This window comes from Roseateles albus, from assembly GCF_028595345.1.
In the GTDB taxonomy this organism is placed as follows: domain Bacteria; phylum Pseudomonadota; class Gammaproteobacteria; order Burkholderiales; family Burkholderiaceae_C; genus Paucibacter_A; species Paucibacter_A albus.
Genome location: NZ_JAQQXT010000003.1, coordinates 127510 through 154086, shown reverse-complemented (window position 1 = coordinate 154086; position 26577 = coordinate 127510). Strand labels below are relative to the sequence as shown.

Annotated in this window: 20 protein-coding genes and 1 riboswitch; of the genes, 9 read left to right on the top strand and 11 right to left on the bottom strand. The window is 61.8% G+C overall.

The genetic code is table 11. The features are described from left to right. Window positions 1-83: 83 nt before the first annotated feature. Entirely contained in the window at window positions 84-1697 is a 1614-nt protein-coding gene (locus tag PRZ03_RS05990) for a M20/M25/M40 family metallo-hydrolase (protein WP_273599460.1), read from the bottom strand. 377 nt (window positions 1698-2074) lie between these two features. Between PRZ03_RS05990 and PRZ03_RS05985 the strand changes: the two genes are divergently transcribed. After that, window positions 2075-3925 (top strand): M4 family metallopeptidase, encoded by a 1851-nt coding sequence (locus tag PRZ03_RS05985; RefSeq protein WP_273599459.1) that lies wholly within the window; start codon window positions 2075-2077, stop codon window positions 3923-3925. 106 nt (window positions 3926-4031) lie between these two features. Here the strand turns inward: PRZ03_RS05985 and PRZ03_RS05980 are convergent, their stop codons facing one another. Next, window positions 4032-6011, bottom strand: coding sequence for a methyl-accepting chemotaxis protein (locus PRZ03_RS05980; protein WP_273599458.1), 1980 nt, complete (start codon window positions 6009-6011; stop codon window positions 4032-4034). A gap of 252 nt (window positions 6012-6263) precedes the next feature. After that, a riboswitch (cyclic di-GMP riboswitch) is annotated at window positions 6264-6368 on the bottom strand. Window positions 6369-6697: 329 nt separating this feature from the next. On the opposite strand from PRZ03_RS05980, the gene PRZ03_RS05975 reads away from it, so the two are divergent. Further along, the gene (locus tag PRZ03_RS05975; protein ID WP_263533262.1) at window positions 6698-7456 is read left to right on the top strand and encodes a substrate-binding periplasmic protein; all 759 of its coding nucleotides are present in this window, start codon (window positions 6698-6700) and stop codon (window positions 7454-7456) included. Between the two features lie 241 nt (window positions 7457-7697). Here PRZ03_RS05975 and PRZ03_RS05970 read toward each other — a convergent pair whose 3' ends face one another. Then, window positions 7698-8342, bottom strand: coding sequence for a PEP-CTERM sorting domain-containing protein (locus PRZ03_RS05970; RefSeq protein ID WP_273599457.1), 645 nt, complete (start codon window positions 8340-8342; stop codon window positions 7698-7700). Window positions 8343-9047: 705 nt separating this feature from the next. Here PRZ03_RS05970 and PRZ03_RS05965 point away from each other — a divergent pair. Continuing rightward, window positions 9048-9347 (top strand): STAS domain-containing protein, encoded by a 300-nt coding sequence (locus PRZ03_RS05965; protein WP_273599456.1) that lies wholly within the window; start codon window positions 9048-9050, stop codon window positions 9345-9347. A gap of 460 nt (window positions 9348-9807) precedes the next feature. Next, window positions 9808-10467, top strand: a complete 660-nt coding sequence (locus PRZ03_RS05960; protein ID WP_273599455.1) for a glutathione S-transferase family protein — start codon at window positions 9808-9810, stop codon at window positions 10465-10467. Between the two features lie 18 nt (window positions 10468-10485). Here the strand turns inward: PRZ03_RS05960 and PRZ03_RS05955 are convergent, their stop codons facing one another. The 3 genes from PRZ03_RS05955 to PRZ03_RS05945 form a co-directional block, all read right to left on the bottom strand. Then, on the bottom strand, window positions 10486-11934 hold the full coding sequence (locus PRZ03_RS05955) for a PDZ domain-containing protein (protein WP_273599454.1): 1449 nt from the start codon (window positions 11932-11934) through the stop codon (window positions 10486-10488). Window positions 11935-11950: 16 nt separating this feature from the next. Then, on the bottom strand, window positions 11951-14008 hold the full coding sequence (locus PRZ03_RS05950) for a M13 family metallopeptidase (RefSeq protein WP_273599453.1): 2058 nt from the start codon (window positions 14006-14008) through the stop codon (window positions 11951-11953). Window positions 14009-14130: 122 nt separating this feature from the next. Further along, window positions 14131-15186 carry an alkene reductase gene (locus tag PRZ03_RS05945; RefSeq protein WP_273599452.1) on the bottom strand — a complete coding sequence of 352 codons (1056 nt, stop codon included), beginning with the start codon at window positions 15184-15186 and terminating at the stop codon, window positions 14131-14133. A gap of 269 nt (window positions 15187-15455) precedes the next feature. Between PRZ03_RS05945 and PRZ03_RS05940 the strand changes: the two genes are divergently transcribed. Further along, complete coding sequence (locus PRZ03_RS05940; protein WP_273599451.1) at window positions 15456-17033, top strand: methyl-accepting chemotaxis protein; 1578 nt, start codon at window positions 15456-15458, stop codon at window positions 17031-17033. Between the two features lie 12 nt (window positions 17034-17045). On the opposite strand, the gene PRZ03_RS05935 is transcribed toward PRZ03_RS05940, so the two are convergent. Next, complete coding sequence (locus PRZ03_RS05935; protein ID WP_273599450.1) at window positions 17046-17318, bottom strand: hypothetical protein; 273 nt, start codon at window positions 17316-17318, stop codon at window positions 17046-17048. A 340-nt stretch (window positions 17319-17658) separates the two neighbouring features. Here PRZ03_RS05935 and PRZ03_RS05930 point away from each other — a divergent pair, with 340 nt between their 5' ends. After that, window positions 17659-18099 carry a GyrI-like domain-containing protein gene (locus PRZ03_RS05930; RefSeq protein WP_273599449.1) on the top strand — a complete coding sequence of 147 codons (441 nt, stop codon included), beginning with the start codon at window positions 17659-17661 and terminating at the stop codon, window positions 18097-18099. Window positions 18100-18102: 3 nt separating this feature from the next. Here the strand turns inward: PRZ03_RS05930 and PRZ03_RS05925 are convergent, their stop codons facing one another. Continuing rightward, entirely contained in the window at window positions 18103-18495 is a 393-nt protein-coding gene (locus PRZ03_RS05925; RefSeq protein WP_273599448.1) for a VOC family protein, read from the bottom strand. A gap of 41 nt (window positions 18496-18536) precedes the next feature. Next, a complete protein-coding gene (locus PRZ03_RS05920) occupies window positions 18537-19427 on the bottom strand; it encodes a LysR family transcriptional regulator (protein WP_273599447.1) in 891 nt (296 codons plus the stop codon). 120 nt (window positions 19428-19547) lie between these two features. On the opposite strand from PRZ03_RS05920, the gene hppD reads away from it, so the two are divergent. From hppD to PRZ03_RS05905, 3 genes are all read left to right on the top strand, one after another. Further along, window positions 19548-20585 carry a 4-hydroxyphenylpyruvate dioxygenase gene (hppD, locus tag PRZ03_RS05915; protein ID WP_273599446.1) on the top strand — a complete coding sequence of 346 codons (1038 nt, stop codon included), beginning with the start codon at window positions 19548-19550 and terminating at the stop codon, window positions 20583-20585. 42 nt (window positions 20586-20627) lie between these two features. Beyond that, the gene (locus tag PRZ03_RS05910; protein WP_273599445.1) at window positions 20628-21173 is read left to right on the top strand and encodes a VOC family protein; all 546 of its coding nucleotides are present in this window, start codon (window positions 20628-20630) and stop codon (window positions 21171-21173) included. A gap of 573 nt (window positions 21174-21746) precedes the next feature. Beyond that, a complete protein-coding gene (locus PRZ03_RS05905; protein WP_273599444.1) occupies window positions 21747-22169 on the top strand; it encodes a hypothetical protein in 423 nt (140 codons plus the stop codon). 6 nt (window positions 22170-22175) lie between these two features. Here the strand turns inward: PRZ03_RS05905 and PRZ03_RS05900 are convergent, their stop codons facing one another. Both PRZ03_RS05900 and PRZ03_RS05895 read right to left on the bottom strand, forming a co-directional pair. After that, a complete protein-coding gene (locus PRZ03_RS05900; RefSeq protein ID WP_273599443.1) occupies window positions 22176-24233 on the bottom strand; it encodes a GGDEF domain-containing protein in 2058 nt (685 codons plus the stop codon). Beyond that, entirely contained in the window at window positions 24230-26296 is a 2067-nt protein-coding gene (locus tag PRZ03_RS05895; protein ID WP_273599442.1) for a GGDEF domain-containing protein, read from the bottom strand. Before PRZ03_RS05895 ends, PRZ03_RS05900 begins: the two co-directional genes overlap by 4 nt. Window positions 26297-26577: the final 281 nt, after the last annotated feature.

Here is a 26577-nt window from a genome sequence, read left to right as displayed (position 1 = left end):
TGCGCGACAAGGGGCATTCTTGCGACCCTAGGTGATACCCTGATGACGTCAAATTTTGCCTAAAGAGCCAAACGGCTCATCCGCTATTGGGGCGTGTAGCTCACCGTCAACTTGAATGTCCCCGCGCTATAGCCTTTGAGCAAGACGTAGACGTCGCTGTTGACGGTGGCACCAAGGCTGCAGCTTTCGGTCGCCGTGCTGCCGTCGCTCTTGCAGTCGTAGCTGCTGGTGCTGGCGGGGCCGCCCCGCTTGACGAACAAGTCGATGTCTCCGCTGCCGGTGGTGCTGGCCTTCAAGCTGCCGCCACTGGCGAGCTTGAAGGGCCCGAAGGATTGGGTTTGATTCAAAGCCAGGCTGCCGCTGAAGTTTTCGGTCTTGTCCACCGGCGGCGTGGCGGCGCCGTCGGCCCCCAACTCCACCGCATAGGCCAAAGCCATGCGCGCGAATTTCAAGGAATGATCGGCCTGGTTGCCGCTATTGGCATAGGTGTCATTGGCGCTGTGGATATAGGGGTTGTCGGCCGCAAACGACGATTCAAACGGCATCGATGCGTAAAAGCCCTTGGCGCTCCAAGAGGCATGATCGGAACAAGCGTAGCCGCAACGGTCAGTGCCAACCTTCAGTGTGGGCAAATAGGTCTTGATCAAATTGCTCACAAAAGTGTTCTGCGCGCTGTCGGTGTAGTCGGTGAAGATATAGATGTCGTTGGCGGCGCCCTTGTAATTGGTCATATCCAACTGCATCACCCCGACCACATTGGCATTGGCTGCGGCGAAGCTATTGGCAATTTCTTGCGAACCTCGCAGGCCCACCTCCTCGGCCGCGTAAGCCATGAACTTGAGAGTGCGGCGTGGCTTGAAGCCGCTATTGACCAAGGTACGGAAGATCTCGGTCAGGCTGGCGACGCCCGAGGCATCGTCATCGGCGCCGGGTGCACGGGTGGTTTCGGTCGTGCCTTGCGAATTGATCGAATCCAGATGGGCGCCGAGCACCACGATTTGCGCGGCGTTGTCGCTGCCCTTGATGGTCGCAATCACCGACTTTTGAGCCCAGTTCGCATGGCTGAACTGCTCGACCGTGATGTCGCTGCGCCCCGCCGCCAGATTGCTCCAGCGGTTTTTGAGCCAATTGGACGCGGCCACGCCGCCACTGGTCGTGTAGTAACGGTTGGTATTGGCGGATAGATCAAGAATGGTTTGGCCGATATTGCTCGCTTGCATTTGCGCGAGCATCGGGTTCACCGTCGTCTGCTGATCAATCACATAACTCGGACGTGTGGGGGCCAGCAGCGCGGTAAACCCGGCCTGCCCGGACTGCAGCGTCTTCATGCCCTCGGCCTTGCTGGCGTGAAACATATAGCCGCCACAGCGCCGCAACTTCTCATGCACAGCGTTTGACAAGCCCAGCAGCGCGGCCTCATCAACTTCGACCAGATGCACTTTCTCGGCCTTGATCGCAGCTCGCGCTCCTTGAGTCGCCTCTGCTGAGACTTGTTTGATCTCGACGCTGGCACTCGCTTTTGCTGCGGGCTGAAGCTGTTGCAACTGGGCCCAGGCGGCATCGCCCAAGCTGATCCAGACCTTGTCACCGGCCGCTGCGGCGGGCGCAGTCGTGTTGAGCAATACCAGCCCGACCAGCAGCGAAGCCAGAGGTGCCATACAAAGCGGCGAGAAAAAAGGAGCAGGTGCTGAGCGCATGGGGAAGACTCCGTTGCAATTAGGGCGGTTGGGCGAATGTGCCAAATGAGGTGACCGAGGCGACTGAAACGGCGCGATCCTAGGCTCGCAATTTGTCCCGCGAATCAGGGCAAGCATGGATGTCAACTCTGACAGCTTGCGCGCTTTTCGCCCCTGCCTAGGATGGGGCCCCAGTGACCGGGTGTGGCTGTTGACGCCAAGCCTGCGGCGAAATGAAGTTAAGCCGCTCGTGCGCGACATCCCAACAGTTTCAGAGGTCATGAGGCAGCGGGTCGGCCTGAGATCCGGGCCGCCAACTGCATAAACCGCCGCTGCAAATCAACCCTGCGCGTCGGCACAAACAAACCGGGCTACAGGCCCATATTTGGAGATTCGCCATGCATATCAGCGTCAAAAAACTAGGCCGTGGCCTTTTGCTGCTCAGCGCCACCGCCGCAGCCTGCCAAGCCATCGCGGCCGAGCGGGTTCCACTGGAGGGCCTGGATTTGGCCGGCGCTAACTTGTCGGTTCAGCGCAGTGCCAGCGGCGTCGCCTCCAGCGGCGTTGCGGCCACCTTGGGTCTGCTCAACGAAGAGCTCAGGCCGCTGCGCAGCCAAAGCTATGGCAAGAATTTGCGCGTCACAAGGCATCAGCAGTACTACCAAGGCGTGCCAATCTGGAACGAAGCCGTGGTGGAGCATGTCGACAGCTCGGTCGCCGGCCTGCGCGCCGGCTCCACCTTCACCGGCAGCCTGATCCGCCAACTGGAGCAAGACCTGGCGCACACCCAACCCAGCCTGTCCAGCGCCGCTGTGCTGGCCCAGGCCAAGGGCTTGGTGGCAGGTGGTGTGCGCGGCGCAAGAACGTCCAATGATCAGGTCCAGCTCTATGTGCGCCTTAACGAAAACAATGTCGCTCAGCTGGTCTACCTGGTCTCATTCCTGAACGGCCAAGGCGATCATCCAAGCCGGCCTCACTTCATCATCGACGCCAACAGCGGCGCGGTGCTGCAGCAATGGGAAGGCCTGACCCACGCCAATGCGACAGGCCCCGGCGGCAATGCCAAGACCGGCAAATACGAGTACGGCACGACCTACGGACCCTTGGTTGTCACCAACGACTGCCAGATGAACAGCGGCAATGTGATCACCGTCGACCTCAAAGGCGGCACGACCGGCAGCACACCGTTCAAGTTCACCTGCTCGCGCAATGAGTACAAGCTGACCAATGGGGCCTACTCGCCCCTGAACGACGCGCATTACTTCGGCAATGTGGTCTTCAATATGTATCAAGGCTGGTTCAGCCTGCGCCCGATCAGCCAGACGCTCTACATGCGCGTGCATTACGGCAGCAACTACGAAAACGCTTTTTGGGACGGCACGGCCATGCACTTCGGTGACGGCGCCAGCACTTTCTATCCGCTGGTCTCGCTGGATGTGTCTGCGCATGAGGTCAGCCACGGCTTCACCGAGCAGAATTCGGGTCTGGTCTATTCGGGCATGTCCGGCGGCATGAACGAAGCCTTCTCGGACATGGCCGGCGAGGCCGCCGAGTACTTCATGAAGGGCACGAACGACTGGCTGGTCGGCGCCGAGATTTTCAAGGCCAGCGGCGCGCTGCGCTATATGAAAAATCCGCCGCAAGATGGCCGCTCGATCGGCAATGCCAAGGACTACACCAGCAGCATGGATGTTCACAACACCAGCGGTGTTTACAACAAGGCCTATTACCTGCTGGCCAGCAGCCCCGGCTGGAACACCCGCAAGGCGTTTGAAGTGATGGTGGATGCCAACCGCCTGTACTGGACGGCCAACAGCACCTTCAACCAAGGCGCATGCGGCGTCGAGAAAGCCGCCACCAACCGCGGCTACACCACGGCCGATGTGACCGCTGCCTTCGCCGCCGTAGGCGTCAGCTGCGGCACGACCGCGCCGGCGGCCACGGCGCTGACCAAGGGCGTGGCGATAACTGGCATCGCGCTCACCAAGGGCGCCAGCAAGCTGTACAAGCTCACCGTGCCCACCGCAGCAAGCAACCTGACGTTCAAGCTCAGCGGTGGCACCGGTGACGGCGACATCTATCTGAAGTTTGGCGCCGCCCCAAGCACGACCTCCTTCGAGCTGAAGTCAGACGGCAGCACGAATGCCGAAACCATCACCGTGGCCGCGCCCAAGGCCGGCGTCTACTACCTGCTGCTGAGCGCCTATGCCAACGTCAGCGGGGCCAGCTTGGTGGCCAATCACAACTGACCGAGCCCTTGACCCCCATGCAGCTGCGACCGATATCTGTCGCAGCCGCAAAAGAAGCGCCGGCTCAGCCCCGGCGCTTTTTTCTTGCCCCTGCCAGCCCTCTAGCTCAGGCCTGGACGGCCCGCCCACAAGCGAGGCGAAAGCCGCTCACCATCTCGGCCAGATGCTGGGCCTGCGACTGCAGGCTTTCGGCGGCAGCCGTGCTTTCCTCCACCAACGCTGCGTTTTGCTGCGTGCTGGCGTCGAGGTGCGTGATGGCGACGTTGACCTGGCTGATACCCGCGCGCTGTTCACTGGCTGCGGCGCTGATCTCCGACACCACCGCATTGACGCGGCCAATGCTGCTCATGATCTCGCCCATCGAGCGGCCGGCCGCCTGCACCTGCTTGAGCCCGGCGTCCACACAGACCACGCTGCCACCGATCAAGCCCTTGATTTCACGCGCCGACTCGGCGCAATGCTGGGCCAAGCTGCGCACCTCCTTGGCCACCACCGCAAAGCCGCGCCCCTGATCGCCGGCCCGCGCTGCCTCAACCGCGGCGTTCAGCGCCAGGATATTGGTCTGGAAGGCGATTGCGTCAATCGTGCCTATGACCTCAACTATCTTGCGGCTGGCCGTGCTGATGTCGTCCATGGTCATCAAGACCTGCTGCATTTCCTCGCCGCCCTGGTTGGCGGCCTGATTGGCGCTGAGCGCCAAGGCCGTGGCCGAGCGCGCGGCTTCGGCGGTCTGCGCCACCGCGCCGGTCAACTGCTCAACCGAGCTGGCAATTTGCTGCAAGCTGCTCGCACCACTCTCGGTGCGGCCAGACAAGTCCTGGCTGCCGGCCGCCACTTGCGAGCTGGCGGTGGAGATGCCGTCGGTGGCCATGCGCACCGAGCCAATGGTCTGGGCCAGTTGCTGGCGCATCAGCTCGACATGGCCGGCCAGCGCGCCCAAGTCATCATCACGCTGCGCCCGCACCGGCACTGACAAATCTCCGTTTGCAAAGCGGGCAACTGCCGTATTCAGCGCGGTCAGCGGCGCGCCGACCCAGCGCCGCAGCAGCCACCACAGGCCCATGGCCAAGCTCAGACTGGCCAGACCCAAGGTCAGCCACAGATTGCGCTGTGCCACCCAATGCTCGCGCAGCGCCTGGCGATCCGACACCTCGGCCACCACCCACAAACCGGTCGCCTCGCTGTGCTTGGCGACCACCCAGGCATCATCATTGGCCTTGTTGAGCAGGGCCGGTGCCTTGACGTGCATGTTTGCGATATCAGCTGCGGGCTTGCGGAACAGCTCGGTCAAAAAAGCTTCCGCCGCCGGGTCAAACTCGGCGACCGCTTTGCCCGTCTGAGTCGGGTGAGCGCGGAACATCGGTTTGCCCTTGGCGCCGGTCGGGTCAATCAAATAGACACCGCCGGTTTCGAACAAGCTAACGCCCTGGCTCAGCTGCTCCAACGAGCGCTGAAATTCCGACGTATCAAAGCCGACGAACAAGATGCCGATGACCGCCCCTTGGCTGTCTTTGATCGGCTGGTAATGGTTCATAAACGGCTTGCCAAACAGCACCGCCTTGCCCACATAGGGCTGGCCTTCCATCATCTTGGCAAAAGCCGGATGCGCCTTGCCCAAGGTGGTGCCGACCGCGCGCTCGCCGTTCTCTTTTTTCAACGAGGTCGTGATGCGCAAGAAATCATCGCCCTTGCGCATGAAGATGGTGGCGGCACCACCGGTGTTGCGGCTGAAGCGGTCGACGGCCTCGAAGTCTCCGGCCAATTTTTGCCCCTCGAACAGCAGGTCGGACGCGTCCGTCTGCAGACTGAAACTGCCCTTGAAGTCGCCCGCAAAGGTGTTGTAGAAGCGTTCGACCATCAGCCGCGCGCTGTTGTCAAAGGCGTCGGCCATGCGAGCCACAGCGCCGGCTTCGCTGGCAGCCAGCAGCGCGGCACGCTCACGCTCAGCACCGGTTGCCTTGTAGCTCAGGCCCAGGCTGGTCAAGCCGATCAAGACAGCGACACTCAAGCCGCCGGCGACAGCAACGCGCCGGGCCAGGCTGGCATATGACTTGGGATGGGTGCCAGCGGCTGATGAGTTGGACAAGTTGTTCATCTTCAATGCAATTCTTTGGGTTGGCATGCCGACTCACAGGAACCGGCACGGCCGCGCGGGCAGCCAGTGCCAAACGCGCAGGGGTCAATGGGCAAACAAAACCATTGGCACGCCCTGCAAGGGAGCAAGCGAGAAGAGAGTCGCAGAGGCTTCACGGCGGCGATGCGGGATCGCGCTGGGTGAACTGTCTGACAGGCAAGTCCGGCCAAACCGCACCATCAACGGGGGCTTGAACTGAGCTTGACTGGCAACCCCGCTATCTTGGCCCAGCCGAGTGTGATGCTCGCCTGAACGGTAGACCGGAAGCTTTGCGACCCCGTCTTTCAAGCGGGTGTGCCGATTTGGCGCTGCGAGCAGATCAACACTGGTTCGCAACTGGTATTGAAGTATCTTTGATTCCGATCAAATAGCCAAGGGTAAACCCTTTAATTTCAGACCAAACGTGACATTAGGCACAGGGCCTCGGGCGAAATATCCACAAGAGTGGCATTGCACTGGCCTGACGCCGCCGACCCAAAGTCCTCAGCGTCGCTGGCGGCGCGGGAGGCGCGGAGGGCAAGCCAGCAGCATGGCGCAAGCCGCATACCCGACTGGCGACTCGCTAAACTGCACGCATGCCCAATGCAACTCAGCCGACATCGCGGCGCCTCGGCCCGTGCGCAAGGGTTCAGCACTGTTTGGCGCTACTTTGCCTGAGCCTGCTTGCCCAGCCGCTGCCGGCGGCCGCCCAAGCGCAGCCGCAAACCCCAGCCGCCGCCGCTCAATTGGCGGCGCCCGCTGTTGGACCACCACTGCGCATCTTGCTCAATGATGTGGCGCCCTACACCCTGCATGGCGAGGTGAGCCGGCCCGGCATGCATCATGAAATCATGCTGGCCCTGGCACGCGAAGCGGCGCTGCCGGTGGCACTCGGCTCGGCCGTCTATGTGCGCCTGGCCATGGGCTTGAAGGATGGCAGTGCCGATCTGGTGGTCGGCGTTGAAGGACCCGAGCTGGAAGAACTGGCGCAACGGGTCACACCCTTTCACGTCTTCAAGTTCGTCGTGCTGACGAAGAAGGCGTCCGACATCCGTAGCGTCGCCCAGCTCAAGGGCAAGCTCTTGGGTGTGGCCCGCGGTGCCTTCTATGACGACGCCATCAACAAGGACGACGCCATCCGCAAGTTCGGCGTCGCCGATCCTTTTCAAGGCGTGCGCATGCTGGCTCTGGACCGGCTCGACGCGGTGATCTCGTCCGACTACCTGCTCAGTTATGCCTTGAAGCAAAGCGGCGTTGACCTGAACCAGTTCAACAGCCCATTCACCGTCAACGAGAAGAGTTACGTCTTGTACGCCCGCCGGGAGCTTGGCGCCGAGACGGTGAGGCGGCTGCAGCGCGCGATGGAGTCGCTGCAAAAGTCCGGCCAGATCGAGCGGATTTTGCGCAGCTATCAGTGAGGTCAACGCACGCCGCCCAGCATGGTTTGATCAGCGCGAATTCCGGGGCGCAATCGCCAGCTGTTCCGACGCGACTTTACTTGCCGAAGCGGGGGGTCTTGCTACAAGGCTGCAAAGTGCCCTGAGCAGCCGCACGACATCGGAATTTGGCAGGGATGAATCGCTGGGATTGAACTCCGCAGCCGCGCATAAAAAAACCGGCCACTTGAGCCGGTTCTTTCGGTAGGCCTATGCCAATCGATTACTGCTGCTTGCTGCTACGGCGGCGAGCAACTAAGCCCATGAGCCCAAGACCAGCAAGGAGCATCGCATAGGTTTGTGGCTCCGGCACCGCGGCGGTCACATCTCCGGGGCGCACAGCCAGCGCGTACAAACCACTGAACTTGACGTCGTAGCCCTGGAAGCCATTGTAGGTACCGAAGTACCACACGTAGAGCGAACCCGGCGCGTACTCCGTACCGGACCAGTAGTAGTTGGACTGCACGCCATCAAATTGCGCCGACAAGGAACTAAAATTCCCACCTGCAGCGTCCCAAATGGCCTTGAATTGGTTACCGCTACCGGCTGGCAGGTTGCCATCGCCTGTCGGCAAGAACCAACCCGTGAAGCTGGTCTGCTTAGCACCCGCCGTTTCAGCCAGGGCCTGGGCCGAACCTGCGGCAGCCGTGCCGGTGCCGATGTTCCAGTCGTTCAGGATCGTCAAGTCAAGCGTGGCGTTGTAGAACATTGCGCACTTGTTCGCGCCGGATACCGTGCAAGTGGAGCTGGCCGTGCCATTGGCCAGGCGACCTTCGAAAGCCGAAGTCGCTTGTGCCGCACCCATCAAGGTCATTGCGCCAAGCAGGGCGCCCGTCTTGAAGGTCTTCTTGAGTAGTTGATGCATCATTTTTTCCCTGGATAAATGGTGTATAAGGCCAAGTCAATCAGCTCACCCAAAAGGCTCACCAATTCACCGGCGGCCGGAGTGTAGCAATGACTGCGGCGGCAAGCCCCCCCACCTATTTGAGGGGTTAGGAATGCGATTTCCTCCCAAACATACCCGAGGCCCAGGGCCGACTTTCCGAATCTTTTTTTTGTGCGCTCACTTGCGTGTGCTTGTATGTTCTGCCTCTATCGGGCGCGATGGCGAATGCCCGCATTGGGCGCCGTGCTGGCGCCACCCACTGCGCATCCGAATGACAACAGCTGACCTGGAGCGTGGGGCCGCAGCATCGCCCGTAAGCCGACGTTGACCAAAACGGTCGGCGAACCGAACGTCAGCTTCGCGGCGCCTGTTCGAACTGTCGGCTTGGAGCAGGCCCCGACATTTCGAGGTCACTGCCCGCGTAGCAACTCGGTGACCATACCGGGCATTCGCCATCGCGCCCGATAGAGGCAGAACATACAAGCGCACGCAAGTGAGCGGAAAAAAAGGGAATCGGAGATTCGGCCCTGGACCTCGGGCATGTTTGGGAGAATTCACATACATAACTCATCAAATGAGTGGAGTGCTACACTCCCGGCGCTGAAGTATTCGTGAGCCCTTGGGGTGAGAGCGAATGCTCCGGCTTGCCCCGCTTATCCAAAAAACCGACGAAGGAGACGGATCATCATGAGCTGCAAACGGATCGACAATGGACTTGAGACGGTGGTTAAACTGGAGGGCACCCTGGACGACCTCACCGTCCCAGAGTTCAAGACTCTCGTGGATCAGCTCGTCGCGGAGCATCGCCGGGACATCATCCTCGATACGTCCTCTATGCGTCAGATCGAAAGCGAGGGCGTCGGTGTCATCGTCTCGCTGGTCAAGCAGGTGAGGGCGGACGGCGGTCAGGTGCGCGTCATCGGGCTCCGCGACGGGCCGCGCGCGATCTTCCGGCTCCTGCGGCTCGACCGTATGTTCCCGGTTTGAGCGACAACAACCTTGTTATGGCGGCAAGGCTGCGGTCAAGTCTTGCATTACGACATTGAACTGGCATCGTCATGACGTTCAAGGCTGTGCGCAAAGACAGCGGCGCATGCATCTGTCGAGTCACATATCGGGATCTCAAGTATGCTGGGAGGATCGCACCCTTTGGTGAAATTGCCAGCCTTGTACGACCCCGGAAGTGGGAATCAGGAGAGACCTTACAGCCTGTGCGGGCGTCCATGCAATTGGGTTACCAGCTAGCAATCCCCAGCGGCAGCTCTGGGCACATTGCTGCCCGCTTAGACCGTTCGATTCAGCTCGCCATCAGCGATGTCCGACGGCCTGGTCACATCGGCACGGGCGGCCCGTTAGGATAGCTGCGCCGGGCTGATTCGGGCCGCTACAGGTGGCTGGGTCGATGCAGAGGCGCACTGAGATTGATCAATCCTCGCTGGGAATCCAATTGACAAACAAGAACGACATCACCATCTGGGGCCGACGCTGCTCCTTCAATGTTCAAAAAGTGCTTTGGACCTTGGACGAACTGGGCCTGAGCTACCGGCACATTGATGCCGGTGGGGCGTTTGGCGGTCTGGACGAACCGGCGTTTCGCGCCATGAATCCGCATGGCTTGGTGCCAGTGCTCAAAGACGGCGAGCACATTGTTTGGGAGTCCAACACCATCCTGCGCTATTTGGCCGCCCGTTATGGCGTCGGCACTTTATGGGACGAAAACCCTGCCCGTCGCTCCTTGGCAGACCGCTGGATCGACTGGTCGGCCAGTGGCTTGCAGCCGAGCTTTTTGCGCCTGTTCTGGGGCTACTACCGCACCCCTGCCGAACAACGCGTGGAGGCCTTGCTCGACACCCATCGCAAGGAGTGCAGCAAGCATTTCAGGGCGCTGGACGCCCAGCTCGAGCAACAGCCCTACCTGGCCGGCGAAAGCTTCACGCTGGCCGATATTGCCGCCGGCACCTGCCTGCATCGCTATTTCAATATGGGGTTGGAAGTCGAGCGGCCGGCCCATGTGCTGGCGTGGTGGGCGCGCCTGCAACAGCGCGAGGCGTTCAGAAAGAACGTCGCCCTGCCCTTTGATGCGCTGTTCAGCCGTCTGGCCTATTGAAGTTGGTGTGGAAGTTTTTCAGGGTTTGCCGGCCGCCGCCAACCACTCCACCGTCAAACGACCCAACTCCGGGTTGTAGCGTTCTTGCAGCGCTGGCAGCACCTTGCCCGGCTCGGCCAAGGCTGCCGCCTCTTGGTAAGAGCCAACCCTGATGAACGCATGCTCGGTGCCAGGAACCAGGAGGTAACTGCCCTGCCCCGGATGACTCTCGTTGACCACGGCGGCGATGCTTTTGGCGTCGCGGTCATGAAGGGCTTGCAGATCGAACTCGCCATACATCGCCAAGACCTTGCCGCTGACCTGGCTCCAGGCCGCCGCCATTGACCGCTGATTCATCTGCTGCCAGAACTTGTAGTTACGGCCATACATATGGTCGCCATCGCTGATGTCCTTGCCACCTGCTTCAAGCAGTTGTCGCCAGCCCGGGTTCTGCGCCTTCAACTGTTGCGGGCTCTGCCCCTGCTCCAACCAACCGTAGTAAACCGGCAGCATTGCCCGCAGCTTGGCCTCGGCTTCGACATGGCTGCTGCCTGTATAGGTTGACTGAATGCGGGCATGGTCGATGAAGTACTCCAACCAAGAGCGCATCACCACGCCGTAGACCATGATGCCCTTGGGCTGATGCACTTGCGCCAACAGCGGCGCCGTCACGCTGCCCATCGAATGGCCGAAGAAGAATATCTGCGCGGGGTCGACAAAGTCTTGCTTCAATAGCTGGCGATAGACCTGCTGATGCAGCGCCAACTCCTCCTCGTAGTCGATGTCGCGGCAGTCCTTGCTGGCGCGGCTGTCGCCGATATTCGGGCGCTCGACGCGAAACACCGCATAGCCAGCCCGCGTCCAGTCATCGATCAAGCGCTTGCCGGCATGCGTCGAATTGGGCGGGTACTCCTGCGAGTCGCAGCTATAGCCCTGCAGCCAAAAGATGGTCGGCAGCTTGCCCGACTTGTTGGCGCCGGACTTGGGGATGTGGCTGATGGTGCGCAGCGTTCCGAGCGACACCGGCGCCGCGCCGTAGCGGACCCGCGCATATTCCGAGGTTTCCAGCGGCCGGCCCTGGGCCAGCCCTTGCCGCATCTGGCGCTCGCCGCTGGCAGACAGCGTTAGCGCCTCCAGCGGCATGCCTTCTCTCAAGTTGCGGGTGAAGGCGGCCAGATCCTCGAAACGAGCAAACTTGTGCCCGTTCAGCGATAGCAGCAAGTCCCCCGCCTTGAGCCCCATTTGATCGGCGCTGGAGCCGGCAAGCACCAAGGTAATCATCAAGCCATCACCGACGTTCACACCCAGTGTTTTGGCCGTTAGATTATCCAAGGCCTTGGCGCCGACGCCCAGCACGCCCTTGCGGGACAGCTCGCCTGCAGCGCCGGTTTGCTCAAACTCGGCGCTGCGCGCCGGCATGGCTGTGGCCAAGCAAGTCGCCACCAGCACGGCGGTCAAACTCGCGATTGCGGTTTTTCTTTTCATCATCGCTCGCAAGAACCTTCTACCAAATCCGAATCCGCTCGGCCTCGGGCTTGAACATCTTGTCGCCCGGCTTGGTGACAAAGGCTTCGTGGAAGCCGTCGTGGTTGACCGGCGTGCCATTGGCGCGGAACTCAGCCGGGGAATGCGGGTCGGACAGCAACTGCTGCAGCGTTTGCTCATCCCGCGTCTTGCCGCGCCAGACCTGGGCGAAGCCATAGAAGAAACGTTGTTCGCCACTGCGCCCTTCTATCACTGCAGCCGGCTGGCCCTGCAGCGAATGTTTGTAGGCCTTGTAAGCAATCTGCAAGCCGGACAAATCGGCGATGTTTTCACCCAAGGTGAGCTTGCCGTTGACCTGCTTGCCCGGGATCGGTGAGTAGCCGTCGAACTGAGCCGCTAGCTTGGCGGCGATCGCCTCAAAAGCCTTGCGGTCGGCCTCGCCCCACCAGTTGCGCAGCGCGCCGTCGCCGTCAAACTGGCTGCCGCTGTCATCAAAGCCGTGACTGATCTCGTGCCCGATCACCGCGCCGATGGCGCCGTAATTGACCGCATCATCGGCATTGATGTCGAAGAATGGCGGCTGCAGAATCGCCGCCGGAAAGGTTATCGCATTGAAGCTCGGGCTGTAGGACGCATTGACCGTCTGCGGCGTCATACCCCACTCATTGCGGTCCACCGGCTTACCAGCCTTGGCGACTTGGCGCTGCCAGCGGAACGCCGCCGCGCGCTCGGCATTGCCAAGCGCATCGCCGGCAATCACCTTCAAACCGCTGTAATCACGCCACTGTTCGGGGTAGCCGATCTTGTTGATGAACTTGGCGAGCTTTTGTTGAGCGCTGGCCTTGGTGGCCGGGCTCATCCAGGCCAGGCCGTCGATGGACTCGCGGTAAGCCTGCATGAGATTGGCCACCAAGGCCTGCATGCGCGCCTTGTGCTCGGGCGAAAAATGCCGCGCCACATAGAGCTGGCCCACACCCTCGCCCAAAGCCCCGTTCAGCTCGGCAATGCTGCGCTGCCAGCGCGGCATCTCGGCCGAAGTGCCGCTCAAGGCCTGGTCCCTGAAGGCAAAACGAGCCTCACGGAATTCCTTGGGCAGCACGGCGGCGGCGGCGTCCAGGCTGCGCAGCTTGAAGTAGAGCTTCCAATCGGCCAAGGGCAGCTCGGTATAGAGCTTGGCTGTTGCCGTGGCCGTGCTGGGCTGGGCGACCGACAGGCGCGTCTGACCGCCCAAACCGGCCGCCTGCATGAAGCCTAGCCAATCAAAGCCGGGCGCCAAGGCCTGCAGCTCGGCCACGCTCATCGGGTTGTAGCGCTTGGCTGGGTTGCGGTTTTGTACGCGGTCCCAGTGCGCTTGCGCCAAGGCCTGCTCGAGGCCCAAGACGCGCTGTGCCGCAGCCTGGGGCTCGGCCTCGCCAGCGAGCCGGGCCAGCGTCGTCAGGTATTGCGCATAGGCCGCAAACGCCTTGCTTAGACGGGCATCGTTCTTTTCATTGAGGTAGTAGTCGCGATCGGGCAGCCCCAGCCCGCCTTGGAACGCCGACACCCGGTTGATGGTGGGCTCTTTGTAATCGGCCGACACGTTCAAGTTGATCGGCAAAGACAGCTGACCTTGCACCGCGCCCTGCCACTGGGCCAGCTCGTTCAGGTCCTTGATGCCGTCCAGGCGCGCCAGCTGCGGCGCGATCGCCTTGAGGCCGACGCGGTCGATCGCGTCCGTGTCGAGATAGCTCGCGTACGTGTCGGCAATCTTTTGCTCCAGGCTGCCTATCACCGGCTTGCGCGCCAGAGGCTTGGCCACCAGTTCCTCGACGATCACGCGCACACGCTCGTCCGACAAATCCCGCAACTGGATAAAGCTGCCGACGCGCGCCTTATCAGCGGGCAGCTCGTAGGTCGCCAGCCAGTGACCATTGACGGCGCGAAACAAATCATCTTGCGGGCGCACGCTGGCATCAAAGGCACTGGTATCCAGTCCGGCGCTCATAGGCGCCGACGTGCCCGCGTAGGCCGTCGACGTCAACAAAGCAGCCTGCATCAGCAAACAAGGCAAGAGTCGAAGTTTGGCTAAGGATTTCATAGGGCGCATGAATAAAGAAAGCTCAAGGCTAACGCCCAGCTGCGCTTGAGCCGAAAGTTTTCATCATGGGACATTCCCGAACTCGCACGGCAAGGCGAAGCTGCGCCTTGCCGGCGCCGTGCCTACAGGCCCGGATAGTCGGTATAGCCCTTGGGGCCGGGGGTGTAAAACGTGCTGGAGTCGGGCGCATTCAGGCTCGCACCCGTCTTGAGCCGGGCAGGCAAATCAGGGTTGGCCAGGAAGGCGGTGCCGAAAGCCACGGCGTCGAGCTTGCCGGCGCTGATCGCCTGCTCGGCTTCGGCGCCGCTGTATCCCATATTGCCGATCAGCACGCCCTTGTAATGCGCCCGCGCCGGCGTCATCACATCACCTGTTTGCGCTTGGAAGAAGTCGGCCCGCATCAGGTGCAGATAGGCCAAGTTGAAGGCGCTCAGGCGTTCGGCCAAAAAGGCGATCAGGGCCAGCGGGTCGCTGTCCTTCATATCGTTGTAGCTGTTGAGCGGCGACAGGCGCAGACCCACACGCTCCGAGCCAATGGCCGCGCAGACGGCAGTCAGCACTTCAAACAGAAAGCGTGCGCGGTTTTCCATGCTGCCGCCATACGCGTCACTGCGCTGATTGGCACTGTCACGCAAAAATTGGTCGATCAGATAACCGTTGGCGCCATGCACCTCAACGCCGTCGAAGCCGGCCGCAAGCGCATTCCTGGCAGCATCGGCGAAGGCTTGCACCAAAGCCGGAATTTCATCGCTTCGCAACTCGCGCGGGGCGACTTGGGCGACCTTGCCTTCGGCCGTATGCACCTCGCCAATGAGGGCCACGCTGCTCGAAGAGACCGTAGGGGCCCCATGGTTGTGAGCCGGGTGAGCGGCCCGGCCGGCATGCCAGATTTGCAGCACGATGCGGCCACCCTTGGCATGAACGGCGGCGGTGACTTTCTTCCAGGCCTCGATCTGCTCGGTGTTGTAGATGCCCGGCTCGCTGGCGAAGGCCGAGGTGCCGGCGGCAATCATGGTGCATTCGGTCACGATCAGTCCGGCACTGGCGCGCTGCGCGTAATACTCGGCCATCAAATCGTTCGGCAGGTGCCCCTGACTGGCACGCGCGCGGGTCAGCGGTGCCATCAGGATGCGATTGGGAAGGCTCAGCGCGCCGGCTTGCAAGGGGGAGAACAGCATGGTGTTGGACGAAGAAGTTATGTGCAACCAAGATAACACCAAGCCGGCGCGGGCGCATGGCGGAGGGCTTTGCGCGGCAAGGCCCTGCCCTCCCCCGCCATGCCGCGCTGCTTCACGGGATGCGACATGAAGGACGTAAGGTCTCAAATGGGCGCCAGCCGCACTGGTGGACAGGCCAAGTCCGCCCTATGTGCGCCAGCACACAGACCGAAACATCAGGCCGAGGTTCAATGAGTGCCGAGCAATTTAAGCAGCAAACAAGGAATTCCATGGATTTTTCCCGCATGACCGTTGGCAAACGCTTGAATGCGGGTTTTGGCCTGATTCTGATCGTGATGGCGATTGTCACGGTGCTGGCGATGTTCAAGGTGCAGGCCATACAAACGGCCTTGCACGCCAATAGCGAAGAACATGGCGCGATACAGCGTTACGCGATCAACTTCCGCGGCTCCGCCCATGACCGTGCCATCGCCACGCGCGACCTCGTGCTGGCCGAAACCCCGGCCGACCGCCAAAAAGAAGTGGCGACGATTGACTCGCTCGCCAAGTTCTACGCCGACTCCGCTGGCCCGCTGGAAAAGCTGATCGGCAGCGCCGGCGATGCCGATCAATTGGGCCGGCTATACGGTGCCATCAAGGACATCGAGCGCCAATCGGTGGCCACCACACAGGCCGTCATCCTTTCGCTGGACAAGGGCGACGCTGCCGGCGCGCAAACGCTGGCATGGTCGCAAGCCAAGCCGCAATATGTCCAGTGGTTGGCCGCCATCAACAAGCTGATTGATTTCGAAGAAACCCGTATTCAGGAAAAGAGCAAGCTGGCCTCTGCGCAGGCCAACAGCTTCCGTGCGGTGATGTTGACCGCGCTGGCCTTGGCGCTGGCGGGCGGCATCGGCTTGGCCCTGCTGATCTCACGCAGCATCGTCAGGCAGCTCGGCGCGGAACCCACCACCTTGGGCGACGCCGCAAAGCGCGTCTCCGAAGGGGATCTGAGCATGGTGGAAGGCGCAGCGGTAGCGCCGGCGGGCAGTGTGCTGGCTTCTTTGGCGGCCATGCAGGCCAGCTTGGCGCGCGTGGTGGGGCAGGTCCGCAGCGCCTCGGACTCGATCGCCACCGGCTCTGTCCAGATCGCCAGCGGCAATCTGGATCTGTCGCAGCGCACCGAAGAACAGGCCAACAATGTGCAGCAGACGGCAGCCTCGATGGAGGAGATGAATGCGGCCGTGAAGGCGAATGCCGAAACCGCTCGCCAGGCCACGCTGCTCGCCAGCTCGGCCAGCGCCGCAGCCGAGCGAGGCGGGCTGGTGGTTGGCCGTGTGGTCGCGACCATGGACGACATCACCACCAGCTCTAAAAAGATCGGCGACATCATCGGCGTCATCGACGGGATTGCCTTTCAGACCAATATCTTGGCGCTGAACGCGGCGGTAGAGGCCGCGCGCGCCGGCGAGCAAGGCCGGGGCTTCGCGGTCGTGGCGAGCGAGGTGCGCAGCTTGGCACAGCGCAGCGCCGAAGCAGCCAAAGAGATCAAGGCCTTGATTGGCAGCAGCGTGGACAAGGTGGAAGTAGGCTCCAGACTGGTCGGAGAAGCCGGCGCATCCATGGAAGACATCGTGTCGCAGGTGCAGCGCGTGTCGGTGCTGATAGGCGAGATCAGCGCGTCGACGCTGGAGCAGACCAGCGGCATCGGCCAAGTCAGCGCGGCCGTGACGCAGCTCGACCTCTCAACGCAGCAAAACGCCGCGCTGGTCGAACAAAGTGCGGCCGCCGCCGAAAGCCTGAAGCATCAGGCCGCCCACCTTGCCGCCGTGGTCGGCATCTTCAAGCTCGGTCAGTTGGGCAATTAGCTTGCAAAAAAGCTAGGCCGCCAAGGATTTGGCGTAGTCCGATTCGGGCGCAAACACGGCGACTCCGAGTTGGCGCAGGCGCTCGCACAGGGCGGGCATCTGCCGGGGATGCAGTTGCACGCCAATCGAGAACTCCAGCTGCCGGCTCTCGCCCCGCACAAGAACCGTACCATCAGGCTCGGCCAGCACCACGGCGCGTTCCAGTTTTGGGGCGAAGAAGAGCGTACGCAAGGCCGCGCGCGCCACCGCTTCGCGGCCTGTTTCCTCATCAAGATCCAATCGCAATTGGGTCTCTCCTCGATCAAGCTGTCGCAGCCAGACTAGAGCCGCCTGGTGCTTCTTCTTTGACTCCCTGTAAATCTTCTGATGCCTTATTGTTGTGGGCTGCCTTGTTTGGGCAACATCAGGCTTGTAGAGGATTCATCGGCCGGCAGGCAAGGGGGTCAACCCTGGCGCGCCTAAGTTAACCGGGCAGCGCGTGAAAACTTCATGAATTGAGGCAGCGGCACACCCTGCGCACCCTGCTCACCCTGCAAGCTCGCCACTGCTGACGGCCCATCTACACTCACTGCTGCCACATCAAGGCGAGAGCTTTGACCTCTTTCACTGAACAAGGACGCACCTCATGCAACGCGAAAAGATAGCCAGCTTCCAGGTCCAAGGCCCGAGTTGCCGTACCAGCAACGCCGCCGAATTCAATCCGCTGACCGGCCGCATTGGCCCGCTTTGGCAAGAATTTGCGGCCAGTGGCTTGGGCACCGACTTGAGCCAGGTCTTTGGCGTCTATTTCGACTACGCAGACCGCCATTTGGGCGAATACTCGGTGATGGCCGGCGTCAAACGGGCCGAAGCGCCAAGCGCAGCTGAGCGAAGCGTCAACATTCCTGCCGGTGAATACCTGGTGTTCGATTGCAAAGGCCCGATGCCGGGCGCCTTGATCGCGGGCTGGGGGCAGGTCTGGGCCCATTTTGCCCAGCCCGACGCACCGGCGCGCGCTTATGGCCATGATTTCGAGCGTTATCTGGGCCTGGACCACGCGCAAATCTGCATTGGCTTGAAGGCCTGAAGCCTAAGCCGGCTGGTGGCAGCAGATGCAAATCTTGTTGCGGTCTAGATCGCGGAAGTAGGCCCCGTAATAGTCGGGGTGGTAATGCGGGCGCAAGCCAGGAGCCCCCTCGCATTGCCCACCCTGCGCCATGGCCATGGCGTAGGCGCGGTCCACGCTCGCCCGCGAGGCGGCCAGCAGCGCCACCATCTGACCATTGCCCGGCGCTGCCGGCCCGCCGTCATAGGGCTTGCCGATCAGGAACAGGGGCCTGGGAGCGTCCGGCGCCACCCAAGCGGCCCAAGCTTTAACCGGGTCGCTGAACTTTTGCAGCAGCCCCAGTTCGGCCATCAGCGGCATGTAAAAAGCCAGGCTGCGTTCAAAGTCAGCCACGCCCAGATAGATATGTGAAATCACTTGCGTCCCGTCCTGCACTTGTAGAAAGAAGTAGAAGAATCTCAGCTTGAGCCCGCCAACAACTGCATCAAGCGCTGCCTTGCCCGCCCGGCGGGTCGATCCAGACTTTGCACCAGCCAGGGCGTGAAGCGAAAGCGTGAGCCGCCAGCGTAGGCCAACTCCAGCAACTGCCCGGCAGCCAAGGCTTCACCCACCAGGTAGCGCGGCATCCAGCCAAAACCCATGCCCATCAGCAAGGCCTGGCGTTTGGCGACAAAGCCGGACAAATAAAACACCCGCTCGCCGCCAAAGCGGCGGCTATCGCCCGCGCCATCATGGCCGCCCCGCTCGCTGCTGTCTTGTACGCTCAGCTCGACATGGGCCTGCAAATCATCCAGGCTGACCGGGCCACTGAGCAGCGCCAAAGCATGGGTCGGCGCCACGCACAAGACACACTCGATTTCCTTCAAAGGCTCGGCCTGCATTTGATTGGAAGGCTCGTAGGCCTTGACCAACATCAAATCGGCCTGCTCTTTCTCGAAGCGGTACTGAACACCGCGCAAGAACTCGATCTTCAGTTGCACCCGCGTCGGCACGCCTTCGTCGGCCAGCGTTTTGAGCGCCTGCAAGGTGTCAGCCAGCGGCAGAATGCCGTCCACCACCACCAGGAGCCGCGCCTCCCAGCCGCTGGCCAACTGCTGCGCCAAGGCCTCAAGCTGATAGGCCTGGCGCAGCAAGCGCCGGCCCTCGGCCAGCACCGCCTCACCGGCCGGGGTCAGCTTGACCCGATAGGCGCTGCGGTCAAGCAGGGTCAAGCTCAGTTGCTCTTCCAACTTTTTCACCTGATAGCTGACGGCCGAAGTGACCTTGTGCAAGCTTTCAGCGGCACGCGCAAAGCTGCCGTGGCTGACGACCGCGTCGAGTGCAGCGAGCGCTTCAAGATCCAATTTCATGTTCGAAATTATTGATCAAGTCTCGCAAATATTTTCGCTTTTCTTGTTGTCCAAAGCCCATAAAAATTGCACTCAATCCTGCGGCATGCGGGGCATACAAGCAACCCAGACGGAGACAACATGAGCAACGAGAGCAACCCAGTCGGCCTGACCGGCATTGAATTCACCGAGTTTTGTGGCCCGTCGCTGGAACATCTGGATGGCCTGTTTTGGGCTTTCGGTTTCTCCAAACTGCGCCGCCATCCGGCCAAGGCCATCACCTACTACCGCCAGAACGATATTCACTTTTTGCTCAACGGCGAACGCGATGGCCACTCCGCCCAGTTCGCCCGCCAGCATGGGCCGGCCATCAGCGCTATGGGTTGGCGCGTGAAGAACGCGCAGGCTGCGCTGCAGGCCGCCGTGGCGCGCGGCGCCGTCGCCGTACCCGAGGCGATGAAAGATCACGCCTACCCCGCTGTCTGGGGTATTGGCGAAAGCATCATCTATTTTGTCGAGCCCGCCGCCAACGGGCAGTCGATTTACGAGCGCGACTTTGTGGCACTGGACGCGCCCTTGATTCAGCCAGACAAGGGCTTTTTGGCCGTCGATCACCTGACCAACAATGTGCCGCCCGGTGAACAGGACAAATGGGCGAATTTTTACAAAAGCATCTTCGGCTTCACGGAAGTACGCTACTTCGACATCCAAGGCGCCAAGACCGGCCTGACCAGCTTCGCGCTGCGCTCGCCCGACGGCTCGTTCTGCATCCCGATCAACCAGCCCAAGGACGATAAGGACCAGATCGCCGAGTACCTGCGCGAGTACAAGGGCCCGGGCGTGCAGCATCTGGCCTTCAGCACCCATGACATCCTGAGCTCGCTGGACCAGTTGGAAGGCAGCGGTATTGAAACCCTGGAAATTGATGATGACTACTACGCCGAGGTGTTCGAGCGGGTGGCCGGCGTGCGCGAAGATCACAAGCGCCTGCAAGCGCACCAAGTGCTGATCGACGGCGATGAACAGGGTTATCTGCTGCAGATCTTCACCAAAAACATCATCGGCCCGATCTTCATCGAGATCATCCAGCGCTGCAACAACCTGGGCTTTGGCGAGGGCAATTTCGGTGCGCTGTTCCGCTCACTGGAGAAGGACCAGGAACGCCGCGGCGTGATCTGATTGCCGCTCAAATACACATCTAGCTAGCAGGAGAGCAACACCATGTTGGTTCAAGGCATTCACCACGTCGCCTACCGCTGCCGCGACGTGCAAGAAACTATTCGCTTTTACAAAGACGCGCTCGATATGGACCTGATGCTGGCCATCTCCGAGGACCATGTGCCCTCGACCAAAGAGCCCAACCCCTATATGCACATCTTTCTGGATGCGGGCCGGGGCAATGTGCTGGCCTTCTTCGAGCTGCCGGACTCACCGGCACAAGGCCGCGATGAGAACACCCCCGCCTGGGTCCAACATCTCGCCTTCCAGGTCGAAGATGTAGCGACCTTGGAGCGTTGCAAAGCCAAACTGCTGGCCATGGGGGTTGATGTATTGGGCCCGACCAATCACGAGATCTTCCAGTCCATCTATCTGCATGACCCGAACGGCCACCGCATCGAGCTGGCAGCCAACACCGTCAAGCCCGGTCAGCTGGAACGTCTGCGCGAGCTGGCTCCCGCCATGATCGAGGAATGGGGCCGCACCCACCGGGCGGTCAAACATGCGGCTTGGCTGCATGAGAAAGAGTTCGCTCAGACCAGCGAATAGACGCGGCGGCGCGGCGCGCCCAAACTCCTCAAGCCAACTCACCGCAGCGGCGCGGCTTGCCCAAGCTGCCCACTGCGATTAAGATGTAAATTGTTTATACGATTTACCAAGAGGAGTACCATGCAAAACAAGCTGTCCGCAGACGTCACTGAAACTGCTCACGAAGCTGTTGATCAGGCCACTAGCGCAGTTCCAGCAGCGCCCGTCGTGGCTGCAGCGGCCCCGGCCGCCCCAGCCGCTGTCGCCGCCGTGGCCAAGCCCGCCGAAGCAAGCCCTGCCCTGCCGGCAGTCAAGCGCGCCACCAAGGCGACTGCTAAGCCCGCCGCATGGCCAGTTCCACGCCTTGCCGATGCAGCCAAGCCTGCTGTTAAGCCCGCAGCAAAAGCCGTCGCCAAGCCAGCCGCCACGCCCTTCGTGAAGGCAGCCGCAGTCAAAACAGCAGCGCCAAAGCCTGCAAAAACAGCTGCAACTGCAGCTGCCACTACAGCCGCCACTACAGCCGCAAAGTCAGCGGTGAAGGCACCCGTCAAAGCCCCAGCGAAGGCTGCCCCTAAAGCACCCGCGAAAGCCGTCGTGGCTGCAGCAGCACCAAAGCTTGCATCAAAGGTCGCCGCCAAGCCAGCGGCCAAGGCCACGGCTGCCGCTAAGCCTGTCGCTGCGAAGCCAGTCGCCAGCAAAGCAGCAGCAGCACCCAAGACTGCTACCAAAGCAGCGGCCAAAACTGAACTCAAAGCCGCCACGGCCAAGCCTGCGGTGCAAATCGAAGCCAAGCCCAAGCTCAAGCTTGTGCGCGACAGCTTCACCATGCCGCGCGCCGATTTCGAACTGATCACACGCCTGAAGGACCGCGCCATCGGCTTCAAGCGCTCGACCAAGAAGAGCGAGCTGCTGCGTGCCGGTCTGCAAGCCTTGATGGCCTTGACCGACAAGCAGTTGGCTGCGATTTTGACGGCGCTGACACCGATCAAGACTGGCCGCCCTAAAAAGAGCGACTGATAAAAGCTAAATCGCCGCCGGCCCTAAGACTTGGTGCAGGCTGACCCGCTCGGAAGAGCAGGCAGCGTCGAAATCAGCCTCGATCTGCATCAAGGCCTCAGCATCGCCGGCGGCCACGGTGGCAATGCCCATGGCCTGGTTGCGGCCCCGCGATTTGGCGGTGTAGAGCGCCATATCGGCCCAATTGACCGCCTGCTCCCAATGCAGATCCAGCATGGCCGGGGGCAGCGGAAAATGCGCAAAACCAATCGACACGGTGATGCGCAGCGGCCCATCCTGGGCCTGCACGGGCAAGGCGCCCACCTCCATCAAGATGCGTTTGGCCAAGCGGCGCAGCGTCTCCTGATCGACATCGGGCGCAAACACCAAAAACTCCTCGCCACCCCAGCGCACCACCAGGTCCTCGGCCCGCACCGCGTGACTGATGCGCCGCGCTACCTCGCAGATCACCTGATCCCCAACACCATGGCCATGGTGATCATTGACATGCTTGAAGTGGTCGATATCGATCATCAGCAGCGCGCCGGTGAACTGGGCCTTGGGCTGCATCGCCATCACCGCCAGCAGATGACGCCGATTGGCCAAATCGGTCAGCGGATCACGCTCACTTTGCGCACGCAACAGCAATTCATTGGCCTGCAAGCGTTGACGGGCGGCACGCACCTTGCGCACCATCATCACCACGAACACCAAGGTCAGCACCAGCAACACCGCCACCGCCGCGCTGGCCTGCTGCGCCAAGCCCCGGTTGGCCAGTTGCTGCTCGACCAAGCTGCTCTCGCGCTGCAGCAAGGCCAAATCAGCTTGTTTGCGATCACTGTCGTATCTGATCTTCAGCTCGCGCAGCGAGGCTTCCCGGTTGCTCGCAGTCAGCTCGGCGCTGAGTTTGCGCTCGGCATGAAACAACGCAATTGCCTCCTTGGCTTGGCCGGCTTGGGCCCAAGCTTCGCCCAACTCGCGCAACTCCTCGGCGCGCTGCCCCTGGTCGGCCGATGCCCCGCGCAAGTCCTGGCCGCGCTGTAACTCCTGCCGGGCTTGGTCGAATTGCCCGAGTTGAATCAAGGCCACAGCAATGTTCTGCCTCAAGGTGCGCTCTAGGCGCAAGTCCTTGAAACTCAGCACCACGGGCAAGGCTTGATTGGCTGCCGCCAGCGCCAGCGCCGGCTGCTTCATGCGCAAATAAGCGTCGGCCATATTGGCCTGTAAATGAGCAGCCAGGCGCGGCGCATCGGCAAGCTTTGCAAGCCGCAGCCCCTCCTCCAACGCCTTGAGTTGCGTGGCTGCTTCGCCGCGCATCCCGGTCACCGAGCCGACATAGTTTTTCAAATTGGCTTGGCTGAGTTCGTCGGTTCGGGCCGCCTTGAGCGCCTGTGCGAGGTAACTGTCGGCCTGCTCGGACTGCCCCTGCGCCTGCACCAGCAGTGCGAGCTGACCCAAGCTTTGCACTACCAGTGCCGGGTCACGGCCGAACTCGGCCAAGGCCAAGGCGTACCGGGCCGAAGAAAGAGCCTGCGGCAGGGCGCCCTCTTTGTACTGCGTGCGGGCCAGCACACGCAAAGCACTCCAGGCATTTCGGTAATCGCAGTTTGGGGCCGGCATCGCTTTGAGCAGATCTTCACGCGGGCAGTCTTGCGCTGCCGCTTCCAGCGTTTGGCTCGCAAAGCTAGCGGCCAGCTCAGACTGACCCTGGCGGTCGGCAATCTCGGCGCGCAGCACCAACACTATTTGAGCCGCTTCGGGCTCGACGGCCAGGGCGTCGGCAATCCGCTGCGCGGCGTCGATATCGCTGGCAAACACCTGCAGCCGCCCTTCGGTCAAACGCAAGGCCCGCTGGGCCTCAGCATCCGCGCTGGTGGGTGCGGCCGAGAGCTTTTGCAGCTCTTGCAGGGCTTGCTGCGGATGATCGAAACCTCTGCGCAGGAGCTGACTCAGCTGCTGGGCCAGTGCTGCATCCTGCGGCTGCGCCAAGCCAGGCGGCTTGCTGCCTTGTGCGCGCACCGCAATGCCGGTCGAACTCAGCACCAGCAAGATGCTGCTCAACACCCAAGACAGTCGCAGCGTCATGCCTCTTCCTCCTCACGCACAAGCGCGCTGGCGCCAAGCAGGGCCAACAGTTCAACAGTACCTTCATGCCAGGCAGCCTCGATCCGGGCCGACAGCTCGGCCACGCCCGCTGCGTCGCTGGCCTGCATCGCCTTGATGCCGTAAGCGCGGTTGCGGCCATGTGCTTTGGCCATATACATCACGGTGTCGACCAAATCGATGGCCCTCTCCCAGCTCAGTGCAACATCATGCGGCGCGAGCGGGAAGCTGGCAAAACCCAGCGAAGCCGTCACCGCAATGTCACCGCCCGCGCAGGGCACCGGCGGCTGGGCAATATTGTCCAGCAAGCGCTGCGCCAACACCCGCGCCGCGTCTGCATCACGGCCATCGACGACGATCAAAAACTCCTCGCCGCCCCAGCGCACCACCATGTCTTCGTCGCGCAAGATCAGGCGCAGCCGCCGGGCCACTTCCACCAAGACGGCGTCGCCAGCAGCATGGCCGCGGCTGTCATTGACACGTTTGAAATGGTCGATGTCAATCAAGAACACCGTGCCGCTGAAGCGCCCCTTATCGGCCAAGCGCTTGATGGCCGCCTGAAAATGCCGGCGGTTGGCCAGCCCCGTCAGCGGGTCACGCTCGCCCTGGCGTTTCAAGGACTCATTGCTAAGCGCCAGCGCTTGGTTGGTCTTGCCTATGCGTTGATAGGCCAGCCACATCAGCAGCCCGGACAAGAGCACGCAGCCACCCAGGGCCGCCCACAGTCGCAGCCGCAAGTCCCCTGCACGCACCTGCTCGGCCTTGAGTTGGTTACCTTGGTTGAGCGCTTCGATCTCTTTGGCCTGGCGCTCATTGTCAAAGCGAGCCTGCGCCTCCAGCACCGCCCGGCGGCTGTCTTCACGCAAGACTTGATCATTGAGCTTGCGGTAATGGTGATAGGCCTGAACGGCGCCGAGCTGGTCGCCAAAACGCTCAAGCTGTTTGGCCAACTCCAGCCAACCATCGGACGCCTGGGCGAATTGACCCTGAGCTTCGTCCACGCCTATGGCCGCGATGACCTCGCGCTTGCCCTCCGCAATCTGCCGCAGGCCGATCTTGGCCATGCCGATGTTCTGTCGGGCCAGGGTCTCGCTATTGAGATCGTGCGTCGCCAAGGCCAGTACCAAGGCCTCCTCCGACAACTGCCGCGCCCGTAGAAAATCGCTCTTGCGCAGCTGCGAGTCGGCCGCATTGCCCAGCGCCAGCGCCAAGGTGACGGGATTGCCGGTCTGGCGCGCATAGTCCAGCGCCAACTGCATCGCCTGGCCTGCGGTACCCGCGTCGCCAAGCTCCGAATACACCATGCCGCGCACGTTGTAGACCCGGGACAGCGACATCGGGTCGGGGTCGAGCAAGGCCAGTTGCTGCGCCTCAGCGATCAGCTGCTTGGCACGCTCTAGTTGCTGCGCGCGCATATAGCTGAAGGACAGGCTCACCAGTGCATTCGCGCGGCGCCACACCGCCCCACTCTGCTCGGCCAGCCGCAAAGCCATCACGCTGGTATTGATGCCCGCATCGACCTCCCCCGCATCGGACAGCAAAGAGGCCAGCAAACCCAGGCTGCGCAGCCGCAGCGTCAAGCTTGCTTCGTTGTCTGCAACGCTGTCCACCATCTCCAAGCTCTTAATGGCCAGCGCCGGCTGACCTTGGCGCAAGAGCAATTTGGCCCGCAAATGGGCCGCTGCCAATCGTGCGGCCCCACGCTGGGCAGGGTTGGGCCAGGCCTCCAGCTCCTTGATCAAGCGCTCCAGCAAGGGCTTTTTATCGGCTTGATCTGCATTCAAGCTGCCTCGCAGCGCGAGCACTTCGACATGCTCGGCACTGCCCGGCGCCACCTGCGCCAACAATGCCAGCAAGGCCAAATCATTTTCCGGCGCGCGGCTGCTGCCACTGCGCTCGATGCGCTCCAGCGCCGCTAGTAACGCCGTCTTGGCGACCAGCGAATCGGGTGCAGAAGCACTCGTATGCAGGCCCGGCTTGGCGCTGGCGCCGCTCGGACTGTCATTCGCCTGTGCGCTTGAAAAAGCGATGAGGCAAAGCAGCATGACAAGCCCAGCCGCCTTGAGCTTGGGCCGCAGCTTCGGTGGCTGATGCGACTTTCTCGTTGCTTGAGGCAAAGGCGCGATCATGTGCTGTCTTGATGGCTGAAGCAGTCGACACCGGGGTCAAACACAGTGGCGGGTTCCTTGATGCGCGAGTTCCCTGCGAGCTTGGCAGCTGAATTGCATTTTCACCCAGCACATAGTGATCACGACGGCTCAGTATCGCCGGATATTTGAGCCCCGCGCAGCTTTGATCATCACAGTTTCACAAACGCCGGATAATC

Coding starts and splice junctions, on each gene's coding strand:
- PRZ03_RS05955 (WP_273599454.1), bottom strand. CDS start 11,934: ATGATGAAAAGAAAAACCGCAATCGCGAGTTTGACCGCCGTGCTGGTG.
- PRZ03_RS05930 (WP_273599449.1), top strand. CDS start 17,659: ATGCAACGCGAAAAGATAGCCAGCTTCCAGGTCCAAGGCCCGAGTTGC.
- PRZ03_RS05920 (WP_273599447.1), bottom strand. CDS start 19,427: ATGAAATTGGATCTTGAAGCGCTCGCTGCACTCGACGCGGTCGTCAGC.
- PRZ03_RS05895 (WP_273599442.1), bottom strand. CDS start 26,296: ATGCTGCTTTGCCTCATCGCTTTTTCAAGCGCACAGGCGAATGACAGT.
- PRZ03_RS05945 (WP_273599452.1), bottom strand. CDS start 15,186: ATGCTGTTCTCCCCCTTGCAAGCCGGCGCGCTGAGCCTTCCCAATCGC.
- PRZ03_RS05950 (WP_273599453.1), bottom strand. CDS start 14,008: ATGAAATCCTTAGCCAAACTTCGACTCTTGCCTTGTTTGCTGATGCAG.
- PRZ03_RS05990 (WP_273599460.1), bottom strand. CDS start 1,697: ATGCGCTCAGCACCTGCTCCTTTTTTCTCGCCGCTTTGTATGGCACCT.
- PRZ03_RS05985 (WP_273599459.1), top strand. CDS start 2,075: ATGCATATCAGCGTCAAAAAACTAGGCCGTGGCCTTTTGCTGCTCAGC.
- hppD (WP_273599446.1), top strand. CDS start 19,548: ATGAGCAACGAGAGCAACCCAGTCGGCCTGACCGGCATTGAATTCACC.
- PRZ03_RS05900 (WP_273599443.1), bottom strand. CDS start 24,233: ATGACGCTGCGACTGTCTTGGGTGTTGAGCAGCATCTTGCTGGTGCTG.
- PRZ03_RS05965 (WP_273599456.1), top strand. CDS start 9,048: ATGAGCTGCAAACGGATCGACAATGGACTTGAGACGGTGGTTAAACTG.
- PRZ03_RS05940 (WP_273599451.1), top strand. CDS start 15,456: ATGGATTTTTCCCGCATGACCGTTGGCAAACGCTTGAATGCGGGTTTT.
- PRZ03_RS05970 (WP_273599457.1), bottom strand. CDS start 8,342: ATGATGCATCAACTACTCAAGAAGACCTTCAAGACGGGCGCCCTGCTT.
- PRZ03_RS05910 (WP_273599445.1), top strand. CDS start 20,628: ATGTTGGTTCAAGGCATTCACCACGTCGCCTACCGCTGCCGCGACGTG.